Source organism: Microbacterium sp. K27 (assembly GCF_004794435.1).
GTDB classification, from domain to species: Bacteria; Actinomycetota; Actinomycetes; order Actinomycetales; family Microbacteriaceae; genus Microbacterium; species Microbacterium maritypicum_A.
Window position 1 is genome coordinate 49715 of sequence record NZ_SSDK01000028.1, and the last position, 21018, is coordinate 70732.

Annotated in this window: 14 protein-coding genes; 10 read left to right on the plus strand and 4 right to left on the minus strand. The window is 69.5% G+C overall.

Features of this window, described 5'->3' with window-relative positions:
- Positions 1-24: 24 nt before the first annotated feature.
- Positions 25-1302, minus strand: a complete 1278-nt coding sequence (locus tag DW307_RS02285) for a TetR/AcrR family transcriptional regulator (protein ID WP_136023816.1) — start codon at positions 1300-1302, stop codon at positions 25-27.
- Between the two features lie 133 nt (positions 1303-1435).
- Here DW307_RS02285 and DW307_RS02290 point away from each other — a divergent pair, with 133 nt between their 5' ends.
- The 6 genes from DW307_RS02290 to DW307_RS02315 all read left to right on the plus strand — a co-directional run bounded on the left by DW307_RS02290 (position 1436) and on the right by DW307_RS02315 (position 14306).
- On the plus strand, positions 1436-2734 hold the full coding sequence (locus DW307_RS02290) for an MFS transporter (RefSeq protein WP_029258760.1): 1299 nt from the start codon (positions 1436-1438) through the stop codon (positions 2732-2734).
- Between the two features lie 2 nt (positions 2735-2736).
- The gene (locus DW307_RS02295) at positions 2737-4491 is read left to right on the plus strand and encodes a glycoside hydrolase family 3 protein (RefSeq protein ID WP_029258761.1); all 1755 of its coding nucleotides are present in this window, start codon (positions 2737-2739) and stop codon (positions 4489-4491) included.
- 273 nt (positions 4492-4764) lie between these two features.
- Positions 4765-9966, plus strand: a complete 5202-nt coding sequence (locus DW307_RS02300) for a choice-of-anchor G family protein (protein WP_136023817.1) — start codon at positions 4765-4767, stop codon at positions 9964-9966.
- A 78-nt stretch (positions 9967-10044) separates the two neighbouring features.
- Positions 10045-10863: a DUF5819 family protein gene (locus DW307_RS02305; RefSeq protein ID WP_136023818.1), complete on the plus strand. Its 819-nt coding sequence runs from the start codon at positions 10045-10047 to the stop codon at positions 10861-10863.
- Complete coding sequence (locus DW307_RS02310) at positions 10860-12119, plus strand: HTTM domain-containing protein (RefSeq protein ID WP_240750456.1); 1260 nt, start codon at positions 10860-10862, stop codon at positions 12117-12119. The genes DW307_RS02305 and DW307_RS02310 overlap by 4 nt, the downstream gene beginning before the upstream one ends.
- A gap of 120 nt (positions 12120-12239) precedes the next feature.
- A complete protein-coding gene (locus DW307_RS02315; protein WP_136023819.1) occupies positions 12240-14306 on the plus strand; it encodes an acyl-CoA dehydrogenase family protein in 2067 nt (688 codons plus the stop codon).
- Positions 14307-14384: 78 nt separating this feature from the next.
- Here DW307_RS02315 and DW307_RS02320 read toward each other — a convergent pair whose 3' ends face one another.
- Positions 14385-14831, minus strand: coding sequence for a hypothetical protein (locus tag DW307_RS02320; RefSeq protein WP_136023820.1), 447 nt, complete (start codon positions 14829-14831; stop codon positions 14385-14387).
- 124 nt (positions 14832-14955) lie between these two features.
- On the opposite strand from DW307_RS02320, the gene DW307_RS02325 reads away from it, so the two are divergent.
- On the plus strand, positions 14956-15999 hold the full coding sequence (locus DW307_RS02325; protein ID WP_136023821.1) for an NAD(P)-dependent alcohol dehydrogenase: 1044 nt from the start codon (positions 14956-14958) through the stop codon (positions 15997-15999).
- A gap of 72 nt (positions 16000-16071) precedes the next feature.
- Here DW307_RS02325 and DW307_RS02330 read toward each other — a convergent pair whose 3' ends face one another.
- Positions 16072-17049 (minus strand): nucleoside hydrolase, encoded by a 978-nt coding sequence (locus DW307_RS02330; RefSeq protein ID WP_136023822.1) that lies wholly within the window; start codon positions 17047-17049, stop codon positions 16072-16074.
- A 51-nt stretch (positions 17050-17100) separates the two neighbouring features.
- Positions 17101-18513 (minus strand): MFS transporter, encoded by a 1413-nt coding sequence (locus DW307_RS02335; RefSeq protein ID WP_136023823.1) that lies wholly within the window; start codon positions 18511-18513, stop codon positions 17101-17103.
- A gap of 141 nt (positions 18514-18654) precedes the next feature.
- Here DW307_RS02335 and DW307_RS02340 point away from each other — a divergent pair, with 141 nt between their 5' ends.
- The 3 genes from DW307_RS02340 to DW307_RS02350 are packed head-to-tail and all read left to right on the plus strand — an operon-like array spanning position 18655 to position 20900.
- Entirely contained in the window at positions 18655-19440 is a 786-nt protein-coding gene (locus tag DW307_RS02340; protein WP_136023824.1) for a GntR family transcriptional regulator, read from the plus strand.
- A 12-nt stretch (positions 19441-19452) separates the two neighbouring features.
- Positions 19453-20292, plus strand: a complete 840-nt coding sequence (locus tag DW307_RS02345; RefSeq protein WP_136023825.1) for a PfkB family carbohydrate kinase — start codon at positions 19453-19455, stop codon at positions 20290-20292.
- Positions 20293-20330: 38 nt separating this feature from the next.
- Entirely contained in the window at positions 20331-20900 is a 570-nt protein-coding gene (locus tag DW307_RS02350) for a DNA-3-methyladenine glycosylase I (RefSeq protein WP_136023826.1), read from the plus strand.
- The last annotated feature ends 118 nt before the right edge of the window (positions 20901-21018 follow it).

Consider the following 21018-nt stretch of genomic DNA (forward strand, 5'->3'; position numbering starts at 1 on the left):
ATCGCCGCCCGACTCCGCGCGCGCTCAGCGCGGAGGCAGCACGTCGTCGAGATGTGCGCGCAGGTGGGTGGCGATGTCGAGCCGCTCCCTGTCGTACAGCCACTGGTACTGCAGTCCGTCCCACATCGCGATGAGCCACGTGGCCTCGTGCTCGGGGTCTCGATGCGCCGGCAGATCGCCGTCGATCCGGGCGAGGCGGAAGAGCTCGGTGAAGTAGTCGAGGGCGTTCGCGAACCGCATCGCGAAGTAGTCATGCGCGGGGTGGGCGGCGGGCACGGCCTCGCACGACAACACCGCATACACCTCGATCAGACCGGGTTCCTCCTGCGCGCTGAGCGCGGCACCGTCGGGAATGCCGCGCAGCAGCTCGCCCGCTGACGCGGCGCCGGCGAACCCCTGGTTCTGGTTGATGGCGCTGTCGCGTTCGGTCAGGACGGCGCTGAGCAGCAGTTCCTTCGACGGGTAGTGGTGCAGCAGCGTCGACTTCGACACCCCGACCGCGGTCGCGATGTCCTGCAAGCTGGTGTCGCCGTAGCCGTCGCGGGCGAACAGGCGGGTCGCATCGGCGAGGATCTGCGCGCGACGACGACGGCCGACCGCATAGCCCGGATCGACGTCGGCTGCAGCGGTCGTGCGCAGTGCGGGCAGGGGCCCCGCCGGGTCAGAGCTGTCTGAAGAGGGCTCGTCGTCGGGGTCCCGCCACCCGAGCGGCAGTGCCCAGAGGTTCTCCCGCTCCTCGAGCATCTCCACCACGTCGACGCGATCAGGCAGATACTGCGACAGCAGCTGCAGCCCGTCCCATCCGGCGGTGTGTCGCACCGTCTCCCCGTCGACATCGCGATCGGCTGCGATGACGCCGTGGTGCTTCGCGTCTTCCAGGACGTCGATGCTCAGCGAGCGGAGTCGGCAGTACCGGGCGCGCATCCGCTCGTGCGCAGGGTGTCCGGGAGCAGAGGCTTCGCCCGTGAGCGCGGCGAACAGCTCGAGGTAGCCTGCGGTGCGCGCATTCCGTTCGGCGATGCCGGAGAACACCAGCTCGCCCGGCTCGGAGGCGGCCGAGATGGCGCTGAACACGGTCTCGTTCTCGGCTTCGAGCTCGGCGACCACTTCGCCGAGCAGGTCGTCCTTCGAGGCGAAATGGCCGAGGAGCCCTGGATGGCTGACGGAGGCCGCGGTGGCGATATCGCGCAGAGACGTCGACCGGTAACCGCGGGTGACGAACAGGTCATGTGCGGCGGTGAGGATCCGCTGGCGCGTGGCGGCAGCGCGCGCGTGCCGGGAGCCGGTCGCCGTCGTCGTCATCGCATCCTCCTTCCACATCCTATCCTCGCTCATTACCAATCGGTCTGGTTTCAGTTACCAGACGGTCGAGATTGGTGTATCGTCATCCCAGACCGCATCGCCCGAAGACGTGCGGTGAATCGAAAGGACTGTCATGACAGAGCTGTCATCCGCCGCCACGGCGGCCGCGGTCGGCACCACCGGGTTCAAGGCCCCCGGAACCACGCCGCCGAAGACCCCGCGCGGCTACACGCCGGGCCTCGCCGCCGTGAACTTCGGCGTCTACCTCGCCCTGCTCACCCCGGTCATGGTGTCGATGGCATTCAAGATCCAGCACATCGACCCCGTGAACACCGAGGGCAGCCTCGGACTCGTGATGGGCGTGGGCGCGATCTTCGCCCTGATCGCGAACCCCCTCGTCGGTCGACTCTCCGACCGCACCACCTCGCGCTGGGGCATGCGTCGTCCGTGGATCCTCGGCGGCGCGATCGTCGGGCTCGGCGGCTTCCTCCTCATCGGCTCGGCGACCTCCGTGTGGATGGTCCTGCTCGCCTGGTGCCTCGTGCAGACCGCGATGAACGCCGTGCTGGCCGCGGCCAACGCCACGCTGCCCGATCAGGTGCCGGTCACCAGCCGAGGCAAGGTCTCCGGCATCATCGGCATCACGACCCCGATCGGCATCCTCGCCGGCAGCTTCCTCGTGAACTTCCTCCCCGGCGACTTCGAGCGCTTCGTCGTCCCCGGCGTGATCGCCCTGATCCTCGTGATCGTGTTCGTCGTGACCCTCAAGGACCGTCGCCTCACCGAGAAGCCGGCCGAGAAGTTCACCGTCGGCATGTTCTTCGGCTCGTTCGTGTTCAACCCCCGCAAGCACCCCGACTTCGGCTGGACCTGGCTCACCAAGTTCTTCGTGATGTTCGGCTACGCCGGTATCGCCACCTTCCTGCCGCTCTACCTCGTCACCAAGTTCGGTCTCGACGAGCAGGGCGCGGTCGGCATCATCCTGGCCGCCAACCTCGCCTCGATGGCGGCGATGGCGATCTCGTCGCCGCTGGGCGGATTCCTCTCCGACAAGATCGGCAAGCGCCGACCGTTCGTCGCGATCGCCGGCGTGATCATGGTGGTGGGCCTCGTCATCCTCGCCGTCGCTCCCGACGTCACGACCGTCATCATCGCGCAGGCGATCATCGGTCTGGGCGCCGGGTCCTTCCTCTCGGTCGACCTGGCCCTCGCGACCGAGGTGCTGCCCAACCCCGACGACGTGGCCAAGGACCTCGGTGTGCTGAACATCGCCAACGCCCTGCCGCAGTCGATCGCCCCGGCCATCGCCCCCGGCATCATCGCCATCGGCGCAGCCACACCGCTCGGCGGCTACACCACCTGGTACCTGTTCGGCGCGGTCGTCGCGCTGGCCGGCGCCGTTCTCGTCTACCGCATCAAGGGAGTCAAGTGACCATGACCGAGACCATCACCGCACGCCCGTGGCTCGACACCGATCTCCCCGTCGACGAACGGGTGCAGCTGCTGCTCGACGCCATGACGATCGAGGAGAAGGCCGGGCTCTTCTTCCACACCATGATCGCGATCGGCGACCTCGAAGAGCCGAACCCGGTCTTCGCGACTCCATCGGCGCGCGAATTCCTCGAGACCAAGCGGATGACGCACTTCAACCTGCTCGGTGCGGCGCCGACCGGCCGCGAGATCGCGGCATGGCAGAACGCGCTGCAGCGACTGGCGGCATCCACGCGTCTCGGCATCCCGGTGACGCTGTCGACCGACCCGCGGCACTCGTTCAGCGAGAACCCCGGTGCGTCGATCCTCGCCGGCCCCTTCTCGCAATGGCCCGAGACCCTCGGCCTCGCCGCCACCCGTGACGAGGCGCTCGTCGAGCGCTTCGCCGACATCGCCCGACAGGAGTACACGGCGGTCGGGCTGCGGGTCGCGCTGCACCCGCAGGTCGACCTCGCGACCGAGCCGCGGTGGGCGCGGCAGACGGCGACCTTCGGCGAAGACGCGGAACTGTCGGGAAAGCTCGGCGCCGCCTACATCCGCGGGTTCCAGGGGGAGTCCTTCGGGCCCGGCTCCGTATCGACCATGACGAAGCACTTCCCCGGAGGCGGTCCGCAGAAGGACGGCGAGGACCCGCACTTCCCCTACGGCCGCGAGCAGATCTATCCTGGCGGCGAGTTCGAGCTTCACCTGAAGCCGTTCGAAGACGCGCTCGCTGCGGGGACCCGGCAGATGATGCCGTACTACGGGATGCCCGTCGGCACGGAGTACGAGGAGGTGGGATTCGGGTTCAACAAGTCCGTGATCACCGGCCTGCTGCGTGAGCGCTACGGCTTCGACGGTCTCGTGTGCACCGACTGGGGCCTGATCAGCGACTCCGAGATCTTCGGTCAGCCCTTCCCCGCACGTGCCTGGGGCGTGGAGGATCTCACGCCGCGCGAGCGCATGAAGAAGGTGCTGGAGGCCGGAGCCGACCAGTTCGGCGGCGAAGCGAACCCGGAGCTGCTGCTCGAGCTCATCGCCGACGGTGAGGTGACCGAGGAGCGACTCGACGTCTCGGCTCGCCGCATCCTGCGCGAGAAGTTCGAGCTCGGGCTGTTCGAGAACCCGTACGTCGACGAGGACGCGGCCGACGAGATCGTCGGGCGAGCCGATTTCCGAGCCGCGGGGGAGGCCGCCCAGCGCGCCTCGATCACGGTGCTCATGAACGACGGTGCCCTGCCGTTGGCCCCCGGCCGCAAGCTCTACGTCGAGGGCGTCGACTCGACGGTCGCTGCATCGTTCGGGGAGATCGTCACGACGCCGGAGGAAGCCGACCTGGCCGTCATCCGCCTGCAGGCTCCATTCGAAGAGCGCGAGACGATGTTCGAGAACTTCTTCCACGCGGGCTCTCTCGCGTTCTCGGACGATGTGGTCGCGCACGTCCGCGCCGTCGCCGCCGTCGTGCCGACCGTCGTCGACGTGCTCGCGGATCGTCCGCCGATCCTCACCCCGATCGTCGAGGCCGCGGCCGCGGTGACCGTGAACTGGGGGGCGTCGAGCGCCGCGCTCCTCGACGTGCTCAGCGCCGCGTTCCCCGCCCAGGGCAGGCTGCCGTTCGACCTGCCGCGGTCGATGGACGCTGTCGAAGCCTCCCGTCCCGATGTGCCGTTCGACACCGCCGATCCGCTGTTCCGGTTCGGTCACGGGCTCTCGCTCTAGTCCGGTCGCACCGTCCGGAAGACCGCCCCGCAAGCTTCGGCATGCGGGGCGGTTCGGCGTCCCGGCATCCTCTCGCCGGGAGCATCCCGTCGCTGCACGGTCCCCGCGTTTCGAAATGTCTCGCGCGAAGACGTTCACCGGACGATTTCTGGACGAATGCTGGACTTCTCATTCGGGATCCCGTAAGAATGAGCGCAACATCGCTCGGCCGACAGAAGTCGACCCGTGGGGGGGCCATGTGACGCGGAAGATCGCATCACACGGGAGTAGCGAATGGAATTGCAGGAGAGGACTCTGCGGCGACGCAGAGCGGTAGGAGGAGGCATCGCCGGCGTCACCGTCGGCGCGGTGATCCTCGCGAGTGCACTGGTGCCGACGGCGGCGAATGCGCTGGACGCGGCGAATCCGAATGATCCGTCTGTCGCGCAGGGGCAGATCATCCAGCTGCCCGCCGCCCTGCTCGGCGGCCTCGACATCGCGGCGCTCGGACACACGCTGACGAGCAACCCGGCGGCCCCCGGCTCTGAGCTCGGCGGGCTGGACGTCGGGCTGCTGGAGGCGCTGAACATCGACGTGGGCACGCTGAACGTGCCGCTCCTGACCGACGGCACCCCCGGGACGCCCGGTCTGCTGCGACTCGGCGATCTGGGCGCAGCGCAGAGCTTCAGCTCGTCGCCGACCCAGACGCAGTCGATCGCCTCATCCGGGACCATCACCTCGGGTGGCGCCATCGACACCGGTGCCATCGACGGCAGCGTGAACCCCGGCACCCTCGAACTCACCGATCTGTTCGACCAACTCGCCGTCGCCGGACTCACCGACGCGGTGCTCGACCAGGCGTCGGTCGGCATCGGCGCACTCGCATCGCGTGCCGAATCCAACGCCGGAACGGTCACCTCCCAGTACCGCATCGCCGACCTGAACCTCGATCTGCACAGCAACCTGGTCGCCGGTCTCTCGGGCACACTCGCCTCCGCGATCCAGGGCACCGTCACCCCCGTGAGCGATCTCGCCGGCCCCGGCGGAGCGCTGACCGCACTCACCACGACCATCGTCAACACGATCAATGCGATTCCAGACGTGCCGCTCGTCGCGGCGTTCACCGCGACCGGAGGAACGGTCGCGATCGCCGGACTCGACACCGTCGGACAGACCGTGACCACGCAGGTGCTGCAGACACCGGTGGAGAACACGACGGGCTCGGTGCTGGTCGATCTGAACACCGGGACGGTGTCCGTCGATCTCGCCAAGATCCTCGTCGAGACCGGGGCGGGGGCCGACCTCAACTCCCTGCCGGCGAACACCCCGGTGCTGTCGGCCACGACGATCTCCGCGATCCAGCAGGGCATCACCTCCGCCCTCACCGGCACCCACCCGAACAGCCTGAACGGCAAGGTCTCCACCATCCTGAAGTCGACGTTGGACGCGCTCCAGGTGACGCTGACCGTCGGGGTCGATCTCACGGTGCCGCTCACCGGAACGCCACTGGTGTCAGGGGATGTGACGGTCAAGGGCTCGCTGGCGCAGTTCGCCGGCACCGCGACGCCGGTTCCCGTGGTCGCGACCGACATCAGCCTCGCCGGTCTCAACATCGGCGTCCTGCTGAACCCGGTGGTCGCTGCCGTCACGAATGCGGTCGCCACCACGACGGGTCCGCTCGTGAACACCGCGCTGAACAGCGTGATCCCTCTCGTGCAGCCCGCGCTCGCCGCGATCACCGGACCGGTGCTCTCGACGCTCGATCCCGTTCTGCAGGGCGTGCTGTCGCAGGTCGCGACCATCACCATCAACGAGCAGCCGGCGACAGGAGACATCCCCGGAGGGAGCTTCACCGTGCGCGCGCTCGGCGTGAATCTGCTCCCCGCCGTCGGTGGCGGAGTCTCGCTCGACCTCGGATCGTCGACGGTGAAGGCCGCGGCGGCGGCCGTCCCCGCGATCGACGCGGCCGCCACGGTCCAGGCGGGAACCGACCTCCCTGTGACGGGCTCGGGATGGCCTGCGAACACGCAGGTCACCATCCAGGTGACCACCGCCGGCGGCGGCATCGTCAACGACCCGTTGCCGGTCACGACCGATGCCAACGGCGCCTTCACCTTCGCGTACGGGATTCCGGTGGCGACGCCGCCGGGCACCGGCTACATCGTGACGGCGACCGACGGAACCAGCACGGCGACGGACACCACTGAGGTCACCGCTGCGGCAGCCATCGACGCGGCACCCGCGGTGCAGGCGGGCACGGATCTCGGTGTCTCGGGAACCAACTGGCCCGCGAACACCCAGGTGTCGGTGCAGCTGCGGGCTCCCGGCGGCGGTGCGAACATCGGTGGTCCCGAACTCGTGACCACCGACGGCTCCGGCACGTTCACGCTGGCCTATCCCGTCCCGGCGGGAACGCCGGCGGCGACCGGATACGAGGTCACGGCATCGGTCGGCGCCCAGACGGCGACCGACACCACCGAGGTGACGGCTGCGCCGGTCGCGTCGATCGATGCAGCCGCGACCGTCCAGGCGGGCACGAGCCTGCCGGTGACCGGGACGAATTGGCCGGCGAACACGCAGGTGTCGGTGCAGCTGACGGCTCCCGGCGGGGGCGCGAACGTCGGCGGGCCGGTCACGGCGACCTCCAACGCATCCGGCGAGATCACGCTCGACTACCCGGTTCCCGCGTCTGCGGCGCCGGGCGCGGCGTACACCGTGACCGGGACGGCAGGAGCGGTCACCGCGATCGACACCACCGAGGTGACGGCGGCGGCGACCGTCGACGCGGCGGCGACCGTGCAGGCAGGGACGTCGCTTCCGGTCACCGGAGCGAACTGGCCGGCGAACACGCAGGTGTCGGTGCAGTTGACGGCTCCCGGCGGCGGGAACGTCGGCGGTCCGGAGACGGTGACGACGGATGTGTCCGGCGGCTTCACGCTGGACTATCCGGTGCCGGCCTCTGCGACTCCCGGAGCGGGCTACACCGTGACGGCGACCGTCGGCACCCAGACCGCGACCGACACGACCGAGGTCACGGCCGCGGCGGCCGTCGACGCAGCGGCGACGGTTCAGGCAGGAACGTCGCTTCCGGTCACGGGGACGAATTGGCCGGCGAACACGCAGGTGTCGGTGCAGCTGACCGCTCCCGGCGGTGGTGCGAACGTCGGCGGTCCGGAGACGGTGACCACCGACGGCACGGGCGGCTTCACGCTCGACTACCCGGTGCCGGCCTCTGCGACTCCCGGCACGGGTTACACCGTGACGGCGACCGTCGGCACCCAGACCGCGACCGACTCCACCGAGGTGACGGCGGCGGCCGCGATCGACGCGGCGGCGACCGTGCAGGCCGGCAGCGATCTGCCTGTCACCGGGACGAACTGGCCGGCCGACACCGAGGTGTCGGTGCAGCTGACCGCTCCCGGCGGTGCGGCCATCGGCACGCCTCGAACCGCCACGACCGGTGCTCTCGGCGGCTTCGCACTCGACTACCCGGTTCCGGCCGGCACACCCGCAGGGACCGGCTACACGGTCACGGCTTCGGTGGGCGCGCAGACGGCGACCGACACGACGGAGGTCACAGCGGCTCCGGTCGTGGTGGATGCGGCGGCGCAGGTCCCCGCGGGCACGAACCTGGCCGTCACCGGTTCCGGGTGGCCGGTGAGCTCCTCGGTGTCGTTGCAGCTGACGGCTCCGGGCGGCGGCGCCGACGTCGGCGGTCCGGTGACCGCGACCACGGATGCCTCCGGTGCCTTCACGGCGAGTTATCCGGTTCCGGCCGGCACCACGCCGGGAACGGGCTACACGCTCACGGCGACCGCGGGTGCGGTCACCGGATCGGACACCACCGAGGTGACTGCGGGCGATCCGGGCGACGTCAACACGAACGCGGCAGCCTCGGCGTCCGCCTCGGCTGACGCGACGGCAGACGGCGACCCGTCGGCTCAGGCAGCTGCGGAAGCCGCTGCCCTCGCGGATGCCACCTCGGCCGCCTCGGCGGCAGCGACGGCTGATGCCACGTCGGCGGCTCAGGCCGCGGCGACGACCGATGCCTCGACCACCGCGACCACGGATGTGACCTCCGCGGCCAACGCCTCGGCGGCCGTCGCGGCGCAGGCGGCCGCGCAAGCGGACGCGTCGGACGACGCGAACGCCGCGGCATCGACGGCGGCGGAGTCGAACTCCTCGGCCTCGTCGGAATCGGCAGCGACCACGGATTCGTCCACGGACGCATCGTCTGAGGCTTCGGCGAACACGAACGCGACAGCCTCGGCATCCGCTTCGGCGAACGCCGACGCCACCACCGCCGCGGTCGCCGAAGCGTCCGCGCAGGCCGCGGCCTTCGCCGACGCCACGGCGGAGGGATCGGCTGCGGCCGACCCGGCGGCGGAAGCGGCATCGGAGGCAGCGGCGACCGCGACCTCGTCCACGGCGGCGACGGCGGATGCCACCTCGGAGGCGAACGCCGGCGCGGCGATCGCCGCCCAGGCGGCAGCGCTGGCCGACGCCACGACGAACACCGCGGCCGACACATCGGCCACGTCGGATGCGAGTACGAGCGCGGCGTCGAACGCGAGCGCGGCAGCCATCGCGAACGCATCGACCGATGCGTCTTCGGATGCGGTCGCCTCGGCGGACGCATCGGCGGAGATCAACACCAACGCCTCCGCGTCGGCGTCGGCCTCTGCGCAGGCCGACGACGACAGCAACGCCTCGGCGGAAGCAGCGGCAGTGGCTGCGGCACTCGCAGACGCGACCAGCCAGGCATCCGCTGCGGCGGACGTGTCGGCCAACGCCGCGGCCCAGGCGGCGGCGACCACCGATGCCTCCACGGATGCCTCGACCACGGCCACCACAGCGGCGAATGCCTCTGCGGCGGCAGCGGCTCAGGCGGCAGCGCAGAACGACGCGACCTCCACCAGTGCGGCGGATGCCTCGGCTTCGGCCGATGCGGATCCGAACGCCTCGGCGGCAGCGGCGGCGAACGCCTCGTCGTCGGCCACGGCATCGGCATCGGCTGCAGCTGACGCCTCGGCCGAAGCCACGGCTGCGGCATCCGCCGATGCCACCGCCAGCGCCTCGGCGGACGCGGCGGCCGACCCGACCGGGAACATCGCCATCGCGCTCAAGTCCCCGGTGCTGGAGCGTGGCAAGCAACAGACCGCGGTCGGCACGGGCTTCAGGCCCGGCGAGACGGTGACGGGTGTCATGACCTCCGCCCCCGTGGCGCTGGGAACCCAGGTCGCGAACGCGCAGGGCACGGTCACCTTCACCTGGACCGTTCCCACCGACACCGATCTCGGAACCCACACCGTGACGCTGACCGGAGCGACGTCCGGCAGCGTATCGGCCTCGTTCCAGGTGGTGGCGTCGGGTCTGGCCACGACAGGCGGACAGGTCCAGGGCGGATGGATCGCTCTGGCCGCACTGCTCCTCATGCTCGGCCTGGGGGCGATGAGACTCGCGAGATCCCGACGGCCCCAGGTGCAGACGGAGTGATCGCGATGCAGGAACGCTGAGTGGTCGGGACCGTTTCCCCACGGCGGTCCCGACCCTCGGCGGTACGGAGGGAAGTGAATGAGCACGAAACTCGAGTCCTCACCGGAGACCGACGTGTCCGCGTCGGGTGACACGGCCGTGGTGCGTCCGCGTCCGACCTGGTGGGTGAAGCTCATCGCCTTCGCCGCCTGCCTCCTGACGTTGTGGCATATCGGGGCGTCCTTCCTGTGGATCGCGCCGTACTCCGCCCTGCGGGAGATCCCCACGCAGGAGGTGCTGGCCGGGTACATGCTGCCGATGTTCGGACAGTCCTGGAGCGTCTTCGCGCCGGAGCCGATCAACGGCGACTACCACTTCAACGTCCGTGCCGTCATCGAGAAGGACGGCGAGCAGGTCGAGACCGGCTGGGTCAGCGCCACCGACGTCGAGCTGTCGATGATCCGCTACAACCTCTTCCCGCCCCGCGCCGGTATCCAGTCCAGCGAGGTGGCGAGTGGACAGATGAACGCCTACAACAAGCTGAACGCCGATCAGCAGGCCGTGGTCGGTCTTGACTTCGCGAAGGACGACGGGGAGGAGTGGATGGTGCGCTCGTTCGAGAAGCTCGAGGGCGACAACCCGTCGACGGAGGCGTACATGGTCGAAGAGCACCTCTCCACCGCGTACGCGACCCAGGTGGCCTATGCGATCTGGGGTGCGGATGCCGTGGTCAAAGTGCAGTACCGCGTGAGTCGTCAGAACGTGGTCCCGTACGAGGATCGCAACGATCCGAGCGCACAGCGCCCCGATCCGACGTTCTCGACCACCGGATGGAGACTTCCCATAGAAGAGGAAGGGCAGAGCCGTGAGAACTTCGCGGACACCTTCCGCACCCAGTTCGAGAGGATCCAGCCGTGAGCGCGCCGACGAGGACCGCGCCGCGGAAGCCCGGCGCGAAGCAGGACGTGACGAAGAAGGAAGCCCTGCCCCGGAGCACGACGACCGCGCCGGCGCCGGTGTCCACGCCTCCCGTCCCTCCTCGTGAACCCGCGCCCGCTCCTGCGAGCACTGTGCCCCCGCGGTCGTTCCTCACCCGGCTGCTGACGTTCGCCTCGTCGATGATCGGCGGGCTCTGGGCGATGGTGCTCTCGGCGATCGACCGCATCTCTGCTTTCGTCGGCGACTGGCTCTTCAACGGCAAGAAGGCACTCTACGGGCTCGCGGTCACACGCATCCTCTTCGGCGTCACCGCCATCGGCCTGCTGGCCTCGAACTTCAGCACCCGCCTCTACACGTTCGGATCCGGATCGGCCTGGAACGGCGAGCTCGCCGAGCCGGTGAGCGAGTTCCCGAAGATCTGGGTGTTCAGCGCCTTCCATGCCGCGATGGGCAACGACGCGCTGTACACGGCGCTCTACCTCCTCCTCGGGGTGCTCGCGGTGCTGTTCGTCCTGGGCTGGCGGTTCCGGATCGTGCTCCCGATCTTCTTCTGCCTCTGGGTGGGCTTCATCGAGGCCAACGACATGGTCGGCGATCAGGGCGACAACATGTTCCGCATCGCCCTGCTGCTGCTGTTCTTCGCCGACCCCGCGGCCCGGTGGTCGCTGGACGCGAGGCGTCGGGCGAAGTCGGGGGAGTGGTTCGCCCCGAACAGCCAGCCGGCGCTGCTGGGAACCATGTTCCACAACCTCGCCCTCGTCGCCCTCACCGCGCAGGTGTGCTTCGTGTACGCCTCGGGGGCGCTGTACAAGGCCGGGGGTGCCCCGTGGGAAGAGGGGTACGCGATCTACAACCCGCTGCAGACGGCACGGTTCGGTACCTGGCCGGTGCTCAGCGACCTCGTCACCGCCTGGGGGCCGATGGTCACGATCGCGAGCTGGGGGTCGATCATCCTGCAGGTCGCCTTCCCCCTCATGCTGTTGACTCGTCCGACGCGGCTGATCGGCCTGCTCGGCATCCTCTCCTTCCACATCGGCATCGCGGTGCTCATGGGACTGCCGTGGTTCTCGCTCACGATGATCGCGATCGATGCGATCTTCATCCGTGACCGGACCTGGGGGCGGTTGAGCGCGGGGACGAGGCGGCGCTGGCGGGAGGCCGGGGTCGAGCGGCAGCCGACGACGCCGCGAACGGTGAGCCCCGACGCGGAGGCGCAGGCGCGGACTGTGGTCTGACGACAACGCGGCGGGGAGATGTGCCCGCCGGGTGTTGGAGGAAGTGGACAGAGCACTTCGCCCGTGGTTGTGGCAGACCTACCATGGCAGTATTCCCACTTCCCTCTGAGAGGAACGCTCATGGTCGACGCCGCCGTCCGTCCGAAGACGACTCGCCCCTCCACCGACACCGCGGATGCGCACCTGCGCCTGGATGTCGCCCGCGTCAACGACGCCCTGATGGGCACGTGGGGTGACGTGCGCCGCCAGGCCCGCGAGATGATCAAGGACTCGGCGTTCTGGCGCAAGGACGAGCTCGGCAAGGACGAGCACCGCGAGCGCGTGCTCAGCCAGCTGCACCTGCTGGTCGAGAACAAGGCCGTGCACCGCGCGTTCCCCAAGTCGCTCGGCGGCGAGGAGAACAACGGCGCCAACATCGCCGGCTTCGAGGAGCTCGTGGTGGCCGACCCCAGCCTGCAGATCAAGTCGGGCGTGCAGTGGGGGCTCTTCGGCTCGGCGATCCTGCAGCTCGGCACCGAGTCGCACCACGCGAAGTGGCTCCCCGGGGTGATGGACCTCTCCATCCCCGGCGCCTTCGCGATGACCGAGATCGGTCACGGTTCCGACGTCGCGGCGGTCGGAACGACCGCGACCTACGACCCCGAGACGGAGGAGTTCGTCATCAACACCCCGTTCCGCGGGGCGACGAAGGAGTACCTCGGAAACGCGGCCCTGCACGGGGTCGCGGCGACCGTGTTCGCGCAGCTGATCACGAACGGCGTGAACCACGGCGTGCACTGCTTCTACGTGCCGCTGCGCGGCGTCGACGGCGTCGATCTTCCCGGCATCGGCCGCGAGGACGACGGCCTCAAGGGCGGACTCAACGGCATCGACAACGGGCGCCTCTCGTTCGACCACGTGCGCATCCCGCGCACCAACCTCCTCAACCGCTACGGCGATGTCGCGGCCGACGGCACGTACTCCAGCGCGATCGACAGCCCCGGCCGCCGCTTCTTCACCATGCTCGGCACCCTCGTGCAGGGGCGCGTGTCGCTCGACGGCGCGGCGTCCTGGGCCTCGGCTCTCGGCCTGCACATCGCGATCACCTATGCCACCCAGCGCCGCCAGTTCGACGGCGCGGACGGGCAGGAGGTCGTGCTCATGGACTACGGCAAGCACCAGCGCCGTCTGCTCCCGCGCCTGGCGACGACGTACGCGCAGATCTTCGCGCACGACGAGTTCCTGCAGAAGTTCGACGGCGTCTTCTCCGGTCGCACCGACACCCCGGCCGACCGCGAAGACCTCGAGACGCTGGCTGCGGCTCTCAAGCCGCTGTCGACGTGGCATGCGCTCGACACGCTGCAGGAGGCCCGTGAGGCCACCGGCGGCGCCGGGTTCATGTTCGAGAACCGTCTGGTGGGTCTGCGCGCCGACCTCGATATCTACGTGACGTTCGAGGGCGACAACAACGTGCTGCTGCAGCTCGTCGGCAAGCGTCTGCTCACCGACTACGCCAAGCAGTTCCGGGGCAAGGATGCGGCGGCGCTCGCGAAGTTCGCTGTCGGGATGACGGCGGGCAAGCTGTTCCACGGCGCCGGCCTGCGTCAGCTCGGTCAGGCCGTCTCCGACTTCGGACAGGTGAGCCGCTCGGTCGAACGGGGCCTGCGCGAGGAGCAGCAGCACGACCTGCTCGCGGGCCGTGTGCAGCAGATGGTGGCCGACATCGCCTCGCGTCTGCGCCCCGGCGCGAAGGACAAGGCACTCGGTGCTCGCCTGTTCAACGAGAACCAGGCAGAGCTCATCGAGGCGGCCCGCGCGCACGGCGAACTGCTGCAGTGGGAGGCGTTCACCGACGCCGTGCACCAGATCGACGACGAGGACACGAAGAAGGTGCTCACGTGGCTGCGTGACCTGTTCGGTCTGCAGCTCATCGAGAAGCATCTCGCCTGGCACCTCATCAACGGACGCCTGTCGACGCAGCGCGCCGCGGCCGTGTCGAGCTACATCGATCGCCTGTGCACCCGCCTGCGCCCGTATGCGCTCGACCTCGTGAACGCGTTCGGCTACGAGCCCGAGCACGTGCGTGCCCCCATCGCGAGCGGTCTGGAGAAGCAGCGTCAGGATGAGGCCCGTGCGTACTACGCCGACCTCGCGGCGACCGGCCGGGCGCCGATCCAGGAGAAGGCGCTGAAGAAGAAGCAGCGCTGACCCCGCCCGCGGTTCATGGTCCAGGAATCCCGCCCCGTCTTCACGATCGAGGCGGGATTCCTGTGTCGGGTGTCGTTCTCAGGGCGCCGCGGTGAGGTCCACGCCGCGCGCGGCGGCCAGCGCCTGGAGCTTCTCGGCGGCATCGGTCTCGACGCACACGCATGCCTGCAGCCCCACCGCGTCTTCGTCGCGCAGGAGGTAGTAGCTGTCGGTGTCGGTCAGCTGCGCGCCGCCGGCATCGAAGAACAGCCACCGCACCCGGACGAGCACGAGACGGTCGGAGAGATCGCGGCGCTCGCGCAGCTCGAATCCGACGGAGGCCAGCCCCAGTCGCTGGTAGATCGGATAGGACTGCCGCAGACCGTCGATCATGGCGTCGTGGGATTCCAGCACACCAGAGGAGCGGTCGTTCACGATCGTCCCCGGCGTCGACCACAGCCCCGCCGCGGTCTCGGCATCGAACGCGGTGAGGCTGTCCGCGTAGCGGGTGAGGTACTCGGAGATCGTGTCGTCGGTGGTGGTCATGGCGCGAGCCTAGACGCGGCCGAGCGGAGCGCCCCCGGCCTTGACAATCGCCGATCCGCGCGGATGGCCGATTCCCATTCGGGGCTGGGTAGTCTCGGCAGGTACCCGATCCGAGGAGTCCGAGATGTCTGCCGTGAACGCCTATGCCGCACCCCGTGATGCGGCCCCGCTCGAGAAGACCGTGATCGAACGGCGCGAGCTCGGCCCACTCGACGTGCTGATCGACGTCGCCTTCGCCGGGATCTGCCACTCCGATATCCACACGGTGCGCGGCGACTGGGGTCCGCAGCAGTATCCGCTCGCTCCCGGGCATGAGATCACCGGCACGGTGGCGGCAGTCGGCGCGGACGTCACCCGGCACGCGGTGGGCGACCGCGTCGGCGTCGGATGCCTGGTGAACTCGTGCGGCGAGTGCCGCAACTGCCTGCGCGACGAGGAGCAGTTCTGCACACAGGGGGCCGTGCTCACCTATGGCAGCACCGACCGTGACGGCACCGTCACCCAGGGCGGGTACTCCGAGCAGGTCGTCGTGACCGAGGCCTTCGTCCTGCGCATCCCCGATGCTCTGGCGCTGGATGTCGCTGCACCCCTGCTGTGCGCCGGCATCACGACCTACTCGCCGCTGCGGCACTGGAACGTCGGACCCGGCACTCGTGTCGCGGTCGTCGGTCTCGGCGGACTCGGGCACATGGGCGTGCAGATCGCGCACGCGCTCGGCGCCGAGGTGACCGTGCTCTCGCAGACCCTGAGCAAGAAGGACGACGGTCTGCGTCTCGGCGCCGACCACTATCGCGCCACGAGCGACCGCGAGACCTTCCGCGACCTGCGGTCGTCGTTCGACGTGATCCTCAACACGGTGAGTGCCGTGATCGATCTGCGCTCGTACCTGAGCCTGCTCGACGTCGGCGGAGCCATGGTGTGCGTCGGTGCTCCCGGCGAGCCCCTCGAGGTCGGCGTGATGTCGCTGATCGGCGGACGCCGCTCGCTCGCCGGCAGCAACATCGGCGGCATCCGCGAGACTCAGGAGATGCTCGACTTCTGTGCAGAGCACGGCATCGCCGCCGAGATCGAGACCATCCCCGCCTCCGACATCAACGCGGCCTATGAGCGCGTGCTGGCGTCGGACGTGCGGTACCGGTTCGTGATCGACGCGGCCACCTTCGCCTGAGTCTCTCGCACCTGGGAAACGGGCGGGTCGAGTCGCAACGACTCGACCCGCCCGTTCTCTGTGTGCAGGGCGTCAGCCGACCAGGACCTCCGCGCCCGTCATGCGGGCGACGAGGTGCGGGGCGAGCGGCGTGTCGGTCGCGAGCACCACGCGCACGATCGCGCCGGGCTGATCCACCGGTCCGCGGCGCTGACCGCGCAGGTCGCAGATGACCTGACCGCGCGCGGGTCCCTGCGAGGTGTCGACCACCACGTCGACGGCCGGGGCGTTGGTCGCGGTGATCCCGCCGACGGCGATCGCGGCCGCGAGCGGGTCGTGCAGGGCGCTGCAGCGTTCGCCGTACGTCGCGACATAGAAGTCGAAGTAGAAGTCGAGCATCTCGCCGACCGCGCGGGCGAGCGGCACGTCGGCGGCCAGGAGAGCGGCGCGGTCGTCTTCGTCGAACACGTTCTCCATCGTCACGTCGAGCGGCACGAGCACGACAGGCCACCCGGCGGCCAGCGTGGCGGATGCCGCTTCGGGGTCGTTGCCGATGTTGGCCTCGGCGACCGGGGTGATGTTCCCGGGGACGAGCGCCGCCCCGCCCATGGCGGTGACACGGGCCACGCGGGAGGGAAGCGTCGGGTCGAGGGCGAGCGCGGTCGCGATGTTGGTCAGCGGGCCGACCGTGATCACCTCGAGCGTGCCGGGATACTCGTGCGAGAGCCGGATCAGCATGTGGGCGGCGTCTTCGTCTTCGGGCTGACGCTCGGCGACCGGCAGGTCGATGTCGCCGATGCCGTTGTCGCCGTGCACGTGCGGGGCGCCCCCGTCGAAGGCGTGGCTGAGGAAGTCGTGCTGCCCGATGGCGACGGGCACATCGGCGCGGCCCGCGAGTGCGAGCAGGCCGAGGGTGTTCACAGCGGCCTGTGCGGCGCTGGTGTTTCCGCTGACGGTGCCGACGCCGACGAGCTCGATCTCGGGCGAGGCCAGTAGGTAGGCGAGCGCGAGGGAGTCGTCGATGCCGGTGTCGCAGTCGAAGTAGACGGGACGGGCGGGGGTGTGGGACATGAAGTGCTCCGGTGGTCGGGAGGGCGGCCGCGGGTGCGGCCGCCCGGTGGGTCAGTCCTCGGTCGGGATCCGAGGCGTGATGAGGAAGCTGGTGATGAGGGCGAGAGCGGTGATCCCCACGGAGATCCACAGCGCCGTCACGTAGCCGCCCGGCGTGCCCTGCGCGGCGAACGGCGCGACGATGCCGATACCGAGACCGGCACCGATGCCGAATGCGCTGCCGTTCAGGCCGGGAAGAGCGGCCGGCGCCTCCGCGGGAGACTGCACGACGCCGAGGCCGTTGATCGTGGTCAGCACGATGCCGTTGTACGTCACACCGAGCAGCGCGACCATGGCGAAGACGACCCAGAAGCTCTGCGGCATCATCGCGATCACGACGAGCAGGGCAAGGCAGGCGATCATGCCGATGCGCAGGATCGGGATCCACCCCCGGCGTCCGGCCAGCCAGCCCGACATCGGTGCGGCGAACACGCCGATCAGTGCGGGCGGTGCGAGGAAGAGCAGTGCCGAGGTCGCGGGATCCAGGCCGAAGCCGTTCGTGGCGTCCTGGCTGAGCAGCACGACCGTGAAGTTGATGACGGCGAAGACGCTGGCCAGCGTGAGCACGGTCGTCGCGACCACGGGCCAGACCTGGCGGGAGCGCAGGTGCTCGACGGCGATCAGCGGGGTGGTGCGGCTCTTCTCGACGAACCAGAACACCACCAGCGACGCGACGGTGCCGGCGAGGTAGAGCAGCGTGATCGGTGCCAGCCAACCGGCACTGGGGCCGGAGGACACGAAGTACGTCACGCTGATCAGCGCGATCGAGAGCACGGCGGCACCCCACCAGTCCATCTTCCCGGTGGAGGCGCCGGTCGTGGATGCCGGGAGCACCAGGGCGACGCACACGATCGCGATGAGGCCGACGATGAAGATGACCACGAAGATCGAACGGAAGCCGAACGTCTGGCTCAGCAGCCCGCCGATGTAACCGTCGATGCCGCCGACGCCGCCGTTGACCGCCGTGATGATGCCGAGGGTCGTGCCGAACACCTTGGCGCTGAGCGACTCGCTGAGGATCACGTAGGCGAGCTGGAAGGCCGCGCTCGATGCGCCCTGCAGCACGCGCCCGATGAGCAGGACCGTCAGGTTGGGGGCGAACAGGCACAGCAGCGTGCCGACGGACAGGATGCCGAGCACGACGAACAGGGCGCGCTTGCGGCCGATGAAGTCGCTCCAACGCCCCAGGACCACACCGCCGACGGCGCCGGCGACGAAGAACAGGGAGGACACCTGCGACACCTGGCCGATGTCTTCACCGAGCTGCGCGGCGATGTCGGGCAGCGCCGGCGTGATCATGCTCGCGTTCAACTGGAACGAGAGCACTCCGAGGATGAGAGTCGCGACCAGTCCGACGGCGCGGCCTCCGCGCACGGGTTCGCGGGCAGCGGCGCCCGGGGATGCAGTGATGGTCTGGGTATGCACGGAGACTCCTTCGTCATGGATGCCCTCGGGTGAGGCCTGTACGATGTTATACCTCTCGGGTCTAACATCGTCAACAGGTCGTCTCTCGTGCTTGAATACGAGAGGCGCTCCCGCTCGAGCGACCAGGGAAGGGGTATCGGCATGACGAAGGAGATCGACCAGTTCCTCGGTCGGAGCCTGACGAGCACGGTCGGGCAGCCGCTGCGCGTGGCGGTGTACTCGCGCATCGCCGACGGCATCCGCTCCGGGGTGTTCGAACTCGGATCCGCCCTGCCGCGCGAGACCGAGCTGGGCGTGGCGCTCGGCGTCAGCCGCACCGTCGTACGGGAGGCGCTGATGCTCCTGGAGGAGGACGGGCTGATCATCACGCGCCGCGGCATCGGGCGATTCGTCGCCGACGATCTTCCTCGGGTGGGACTCGAGGAGCTGAGGCCTCTCGAGCAGGCCCTCTCCGACGGGGACGACGACGTGGTCGTGCGCACCGTCAGCTTCGACCTGCAGTCCACGACCGACTTCACCTCGAGCAAGCTGGCGCTCGATCCGGCGGCGAACACCTGGTTCCGCGAAGCCGTCGTGGAAAGGCACGGCGAACCGGTCGCGATCCTGCAGGAGCATCTTCCGGCCGGACGCTACCTCAGCGACATCAGTCAGGAGATCGCCGACGGTCTCGACGCGGCAGCGGCCTCGTCGTCGAGCGTGCTCGCTGCCCTGCATGAGCAGGCCGGGGTCGCCTTCGACTCCGCGGTGTGCGAGATCACGGTCAACGTGGTCGGCTCCTCGCGCGGCGCCCTCCTGGGTCTCGGGCCGGCCGATCCCGTGCTCATCCTCACGCAGACCGTGACCACCGGCGGGAGACCCGTGTACCTCGCCAAGTGCATCGTCTCCTCCCGCGTGGGGCATCTCTCCGTCGTCCAGACCACCTCCTGATTGCGAGCCTCTGTGCCTACACCTCTTCTCCTGACCGTCGTCGGCAGCATCAACGTCGACCTCACCGCCCGAGCCGGCCGTCTTCCCCAGGCCGGTGAGACCGTCGGGGGAGGCCGTCTCGTCCGCGAAGCAGGCGGCAAGGGAGCGAATCAGGCCGCTGCCGCCGCGCGACTCGGCGCGTCGGTCCGCATGATCGGCGCTGTCGGTCCTGATGCGGACGGCGCCTGGATGCGCGCGGAGCTCGATGCGGCGGGAGTCGACACCACGAGCGTCCAGACTCTCGACGAGCCCACCGGCGTGGCCCTGATCGTGGTCGATCGCGAGGGAGAGAACCAGATCGCGGTGTGCGAAGGCGCGAACGGCGAGATCGACCTCGCGGGCGTGGTGTTCGCCGCCGATGAGGCCGTGCTCGCGCAGCTCGAGATCTCGATGAACCTCGTCGAAGCGCTGGCCGCGCAGGTGCAGGGCTACTTCGCCGTCAACGCGGCCCCCGCGCGGGATCTCCCCGAGGCGGTGCTGGAGCGCGCAGACCTGATCATCGTCAACGAGACCGAGTATGCGCTGATCCCCGCCCTGCGCACGGCCAGGCGCGTCGCCGTGACCTACGGCGCGGATGGAGCCCGCCTGTTCGAGTCGGGGGTGGAGATCGCGTCTGCCCCCGCCGTGGAGACGACTGTCGAGAACACCGTGGGCGCGGGGGATGCGTTCTGCGCCGCCCTGACGATCGGGCTCGCCTCCGGCGTGCCGGCCGACACGGCGCTCGCCGCGGCCTGCGCGGTCGGGGCCGCGGCGGTCGCCGACCCGCGTTCGCAGCCGGCGCTCTCGACCTACGGCGCCTACGTCCCGCGCTGAGCACGCTCGGTGTCGGTCGTCGCGGCTAGCCTGAGCGGATGACCTCTCTTCTCACGGGCCCCGACGCCCGCGACCGCTGCGCCTGGGTGGGCGACGACGACGAGTACCGCCGCTATCACGACGAGGAGTGGGGCACGCCCCTGCACGGCGATCGTGCGCTGTTCGAGAAGATGGCGCTCGAGGGCTTCCAGGCGGGGCTCTCGTGGATCACGATCCTGCGCAAGCGACCGCGGTTCCGCGAGGTGTTCGCAGGATTCGAGCCCGGGGTCGTCGCGGAGTTCGACGAGTCCGACGTCGAGCGTCTGATGGGCGATGCCGGCATCGTCCGCAACCGCGCGAAGATCGAGGCGACCATCGGCAACGCCCGCATCGTCCGGGGCATGGCCGAGGGCGAGTTCGACGCGCTCATGTGGTCGTTCGCTCCGACGGCCGCGGGTGATCGCCCGGCATCCTTCGCCGACGTCCCGGCGGTCACGCCGGAATCGACCGCGCTGAGCACAGAGCTGCGCCGTCGCGGATTCCGCTTCGTCGGGCCGACCACGATGTACGCGCTGATGCAGTCGGGCGGGATGGTCGACGACCACATCGCGGGGTGCTGGCGAGCCTGACCCTCGGCGATGGGCAAATATCCCCATCGAGCAGTATTCCAGGACGCAGTTAGGATGAACGGGTGCTCGGTGGGCCCGTCGGGACTGCACAGGAGCAATCGAAGAGTGTCACCCTGGG

What these genes read in the sequence shown, in the direction of transcription:
- DW307_RS02305 (WP_136023818.1), top strand. Translation starts at nt 10,045, where the DNA reads ATGAGCACGAAACTCGAGTCCTCACCGGAGACCGACGTGTCCGCGTCG.
- DW307_RS02330 (WP_136023822.1), bottom strand. Translation starts at nt 17,049, where the DNA reads ATGTCCCACACCCCCGCCCGTCCCGTCTACTTCGACTGCGACACCGGC.
- DW307_RS02350 (WP_136023826.1), top strand. Translation starts at nt 20,331, where the DNA reads ATGACCTCTCTTCTCACGGGCCCCGACGCCCGCGACCGCTGCGCCTGG.
- DW307_RS02285 (WP_136023816.1), bottom strand. Translation starts at nt 1,302, where the DNA reads ATGACGACGACGGCGACCGGCTCCCGGCACGCGCGCGCTGCCGCCACG.
- DW307_RS02340 (WP_136023824.1), top strand. Translation starts at nt 18,655, where the DNA reads ATGACGAAGGAGATCGACCAGTTCCTCGGTCGGAGCCTGACGAGCACG.
- DW307_RS02320 (WP_136023820.1), bottom strand. Translation starts at nt 14,831, where the DNA reads ATGACCACCACCGACGACACGATCTCCGAGTACCTCACCCGCTACGCG.
- DW307_RS02295 (WP_029258761.1), top strand. Translation starts at nt 2,737, where the DNA reads ATGACCGAGACCATCACCGCACGCCCGTGGCTCGACACCGATCTCCCC.
- DW307_RS02290 (WP_029258760.1), top strand. Translation starts at nt 1,436, where the DNA reads ATGACAGAGCTGTCATCCGCCGCCACGGCGGCCGCGGTCGGCACCACC.
- DW307_RS02315 (WP_136023819.1), top strand. Translation starts at nt 12,240, where the DNA reads ATGGTCGACGCCGCCGTCCGTCCGAAGACGACTCGCCCCTCCACCGAC.
- DW307_RS02325 (WP_136023821.1), top strand. Translation starts at nt 14,956, where the DNA reads ATGTCTGCCGTGAACGCCTATGCCGCACCCCGTGATGCGGCCCCGCTC.
- DW307_RS02300 (WP_136023817.1), top strand. Translation starts at nt 4,765, where the DNA reads ATGGAATTGCAGGAGAGGACTCTGCGGCGACGCAGAGCGGTAGGAGGA.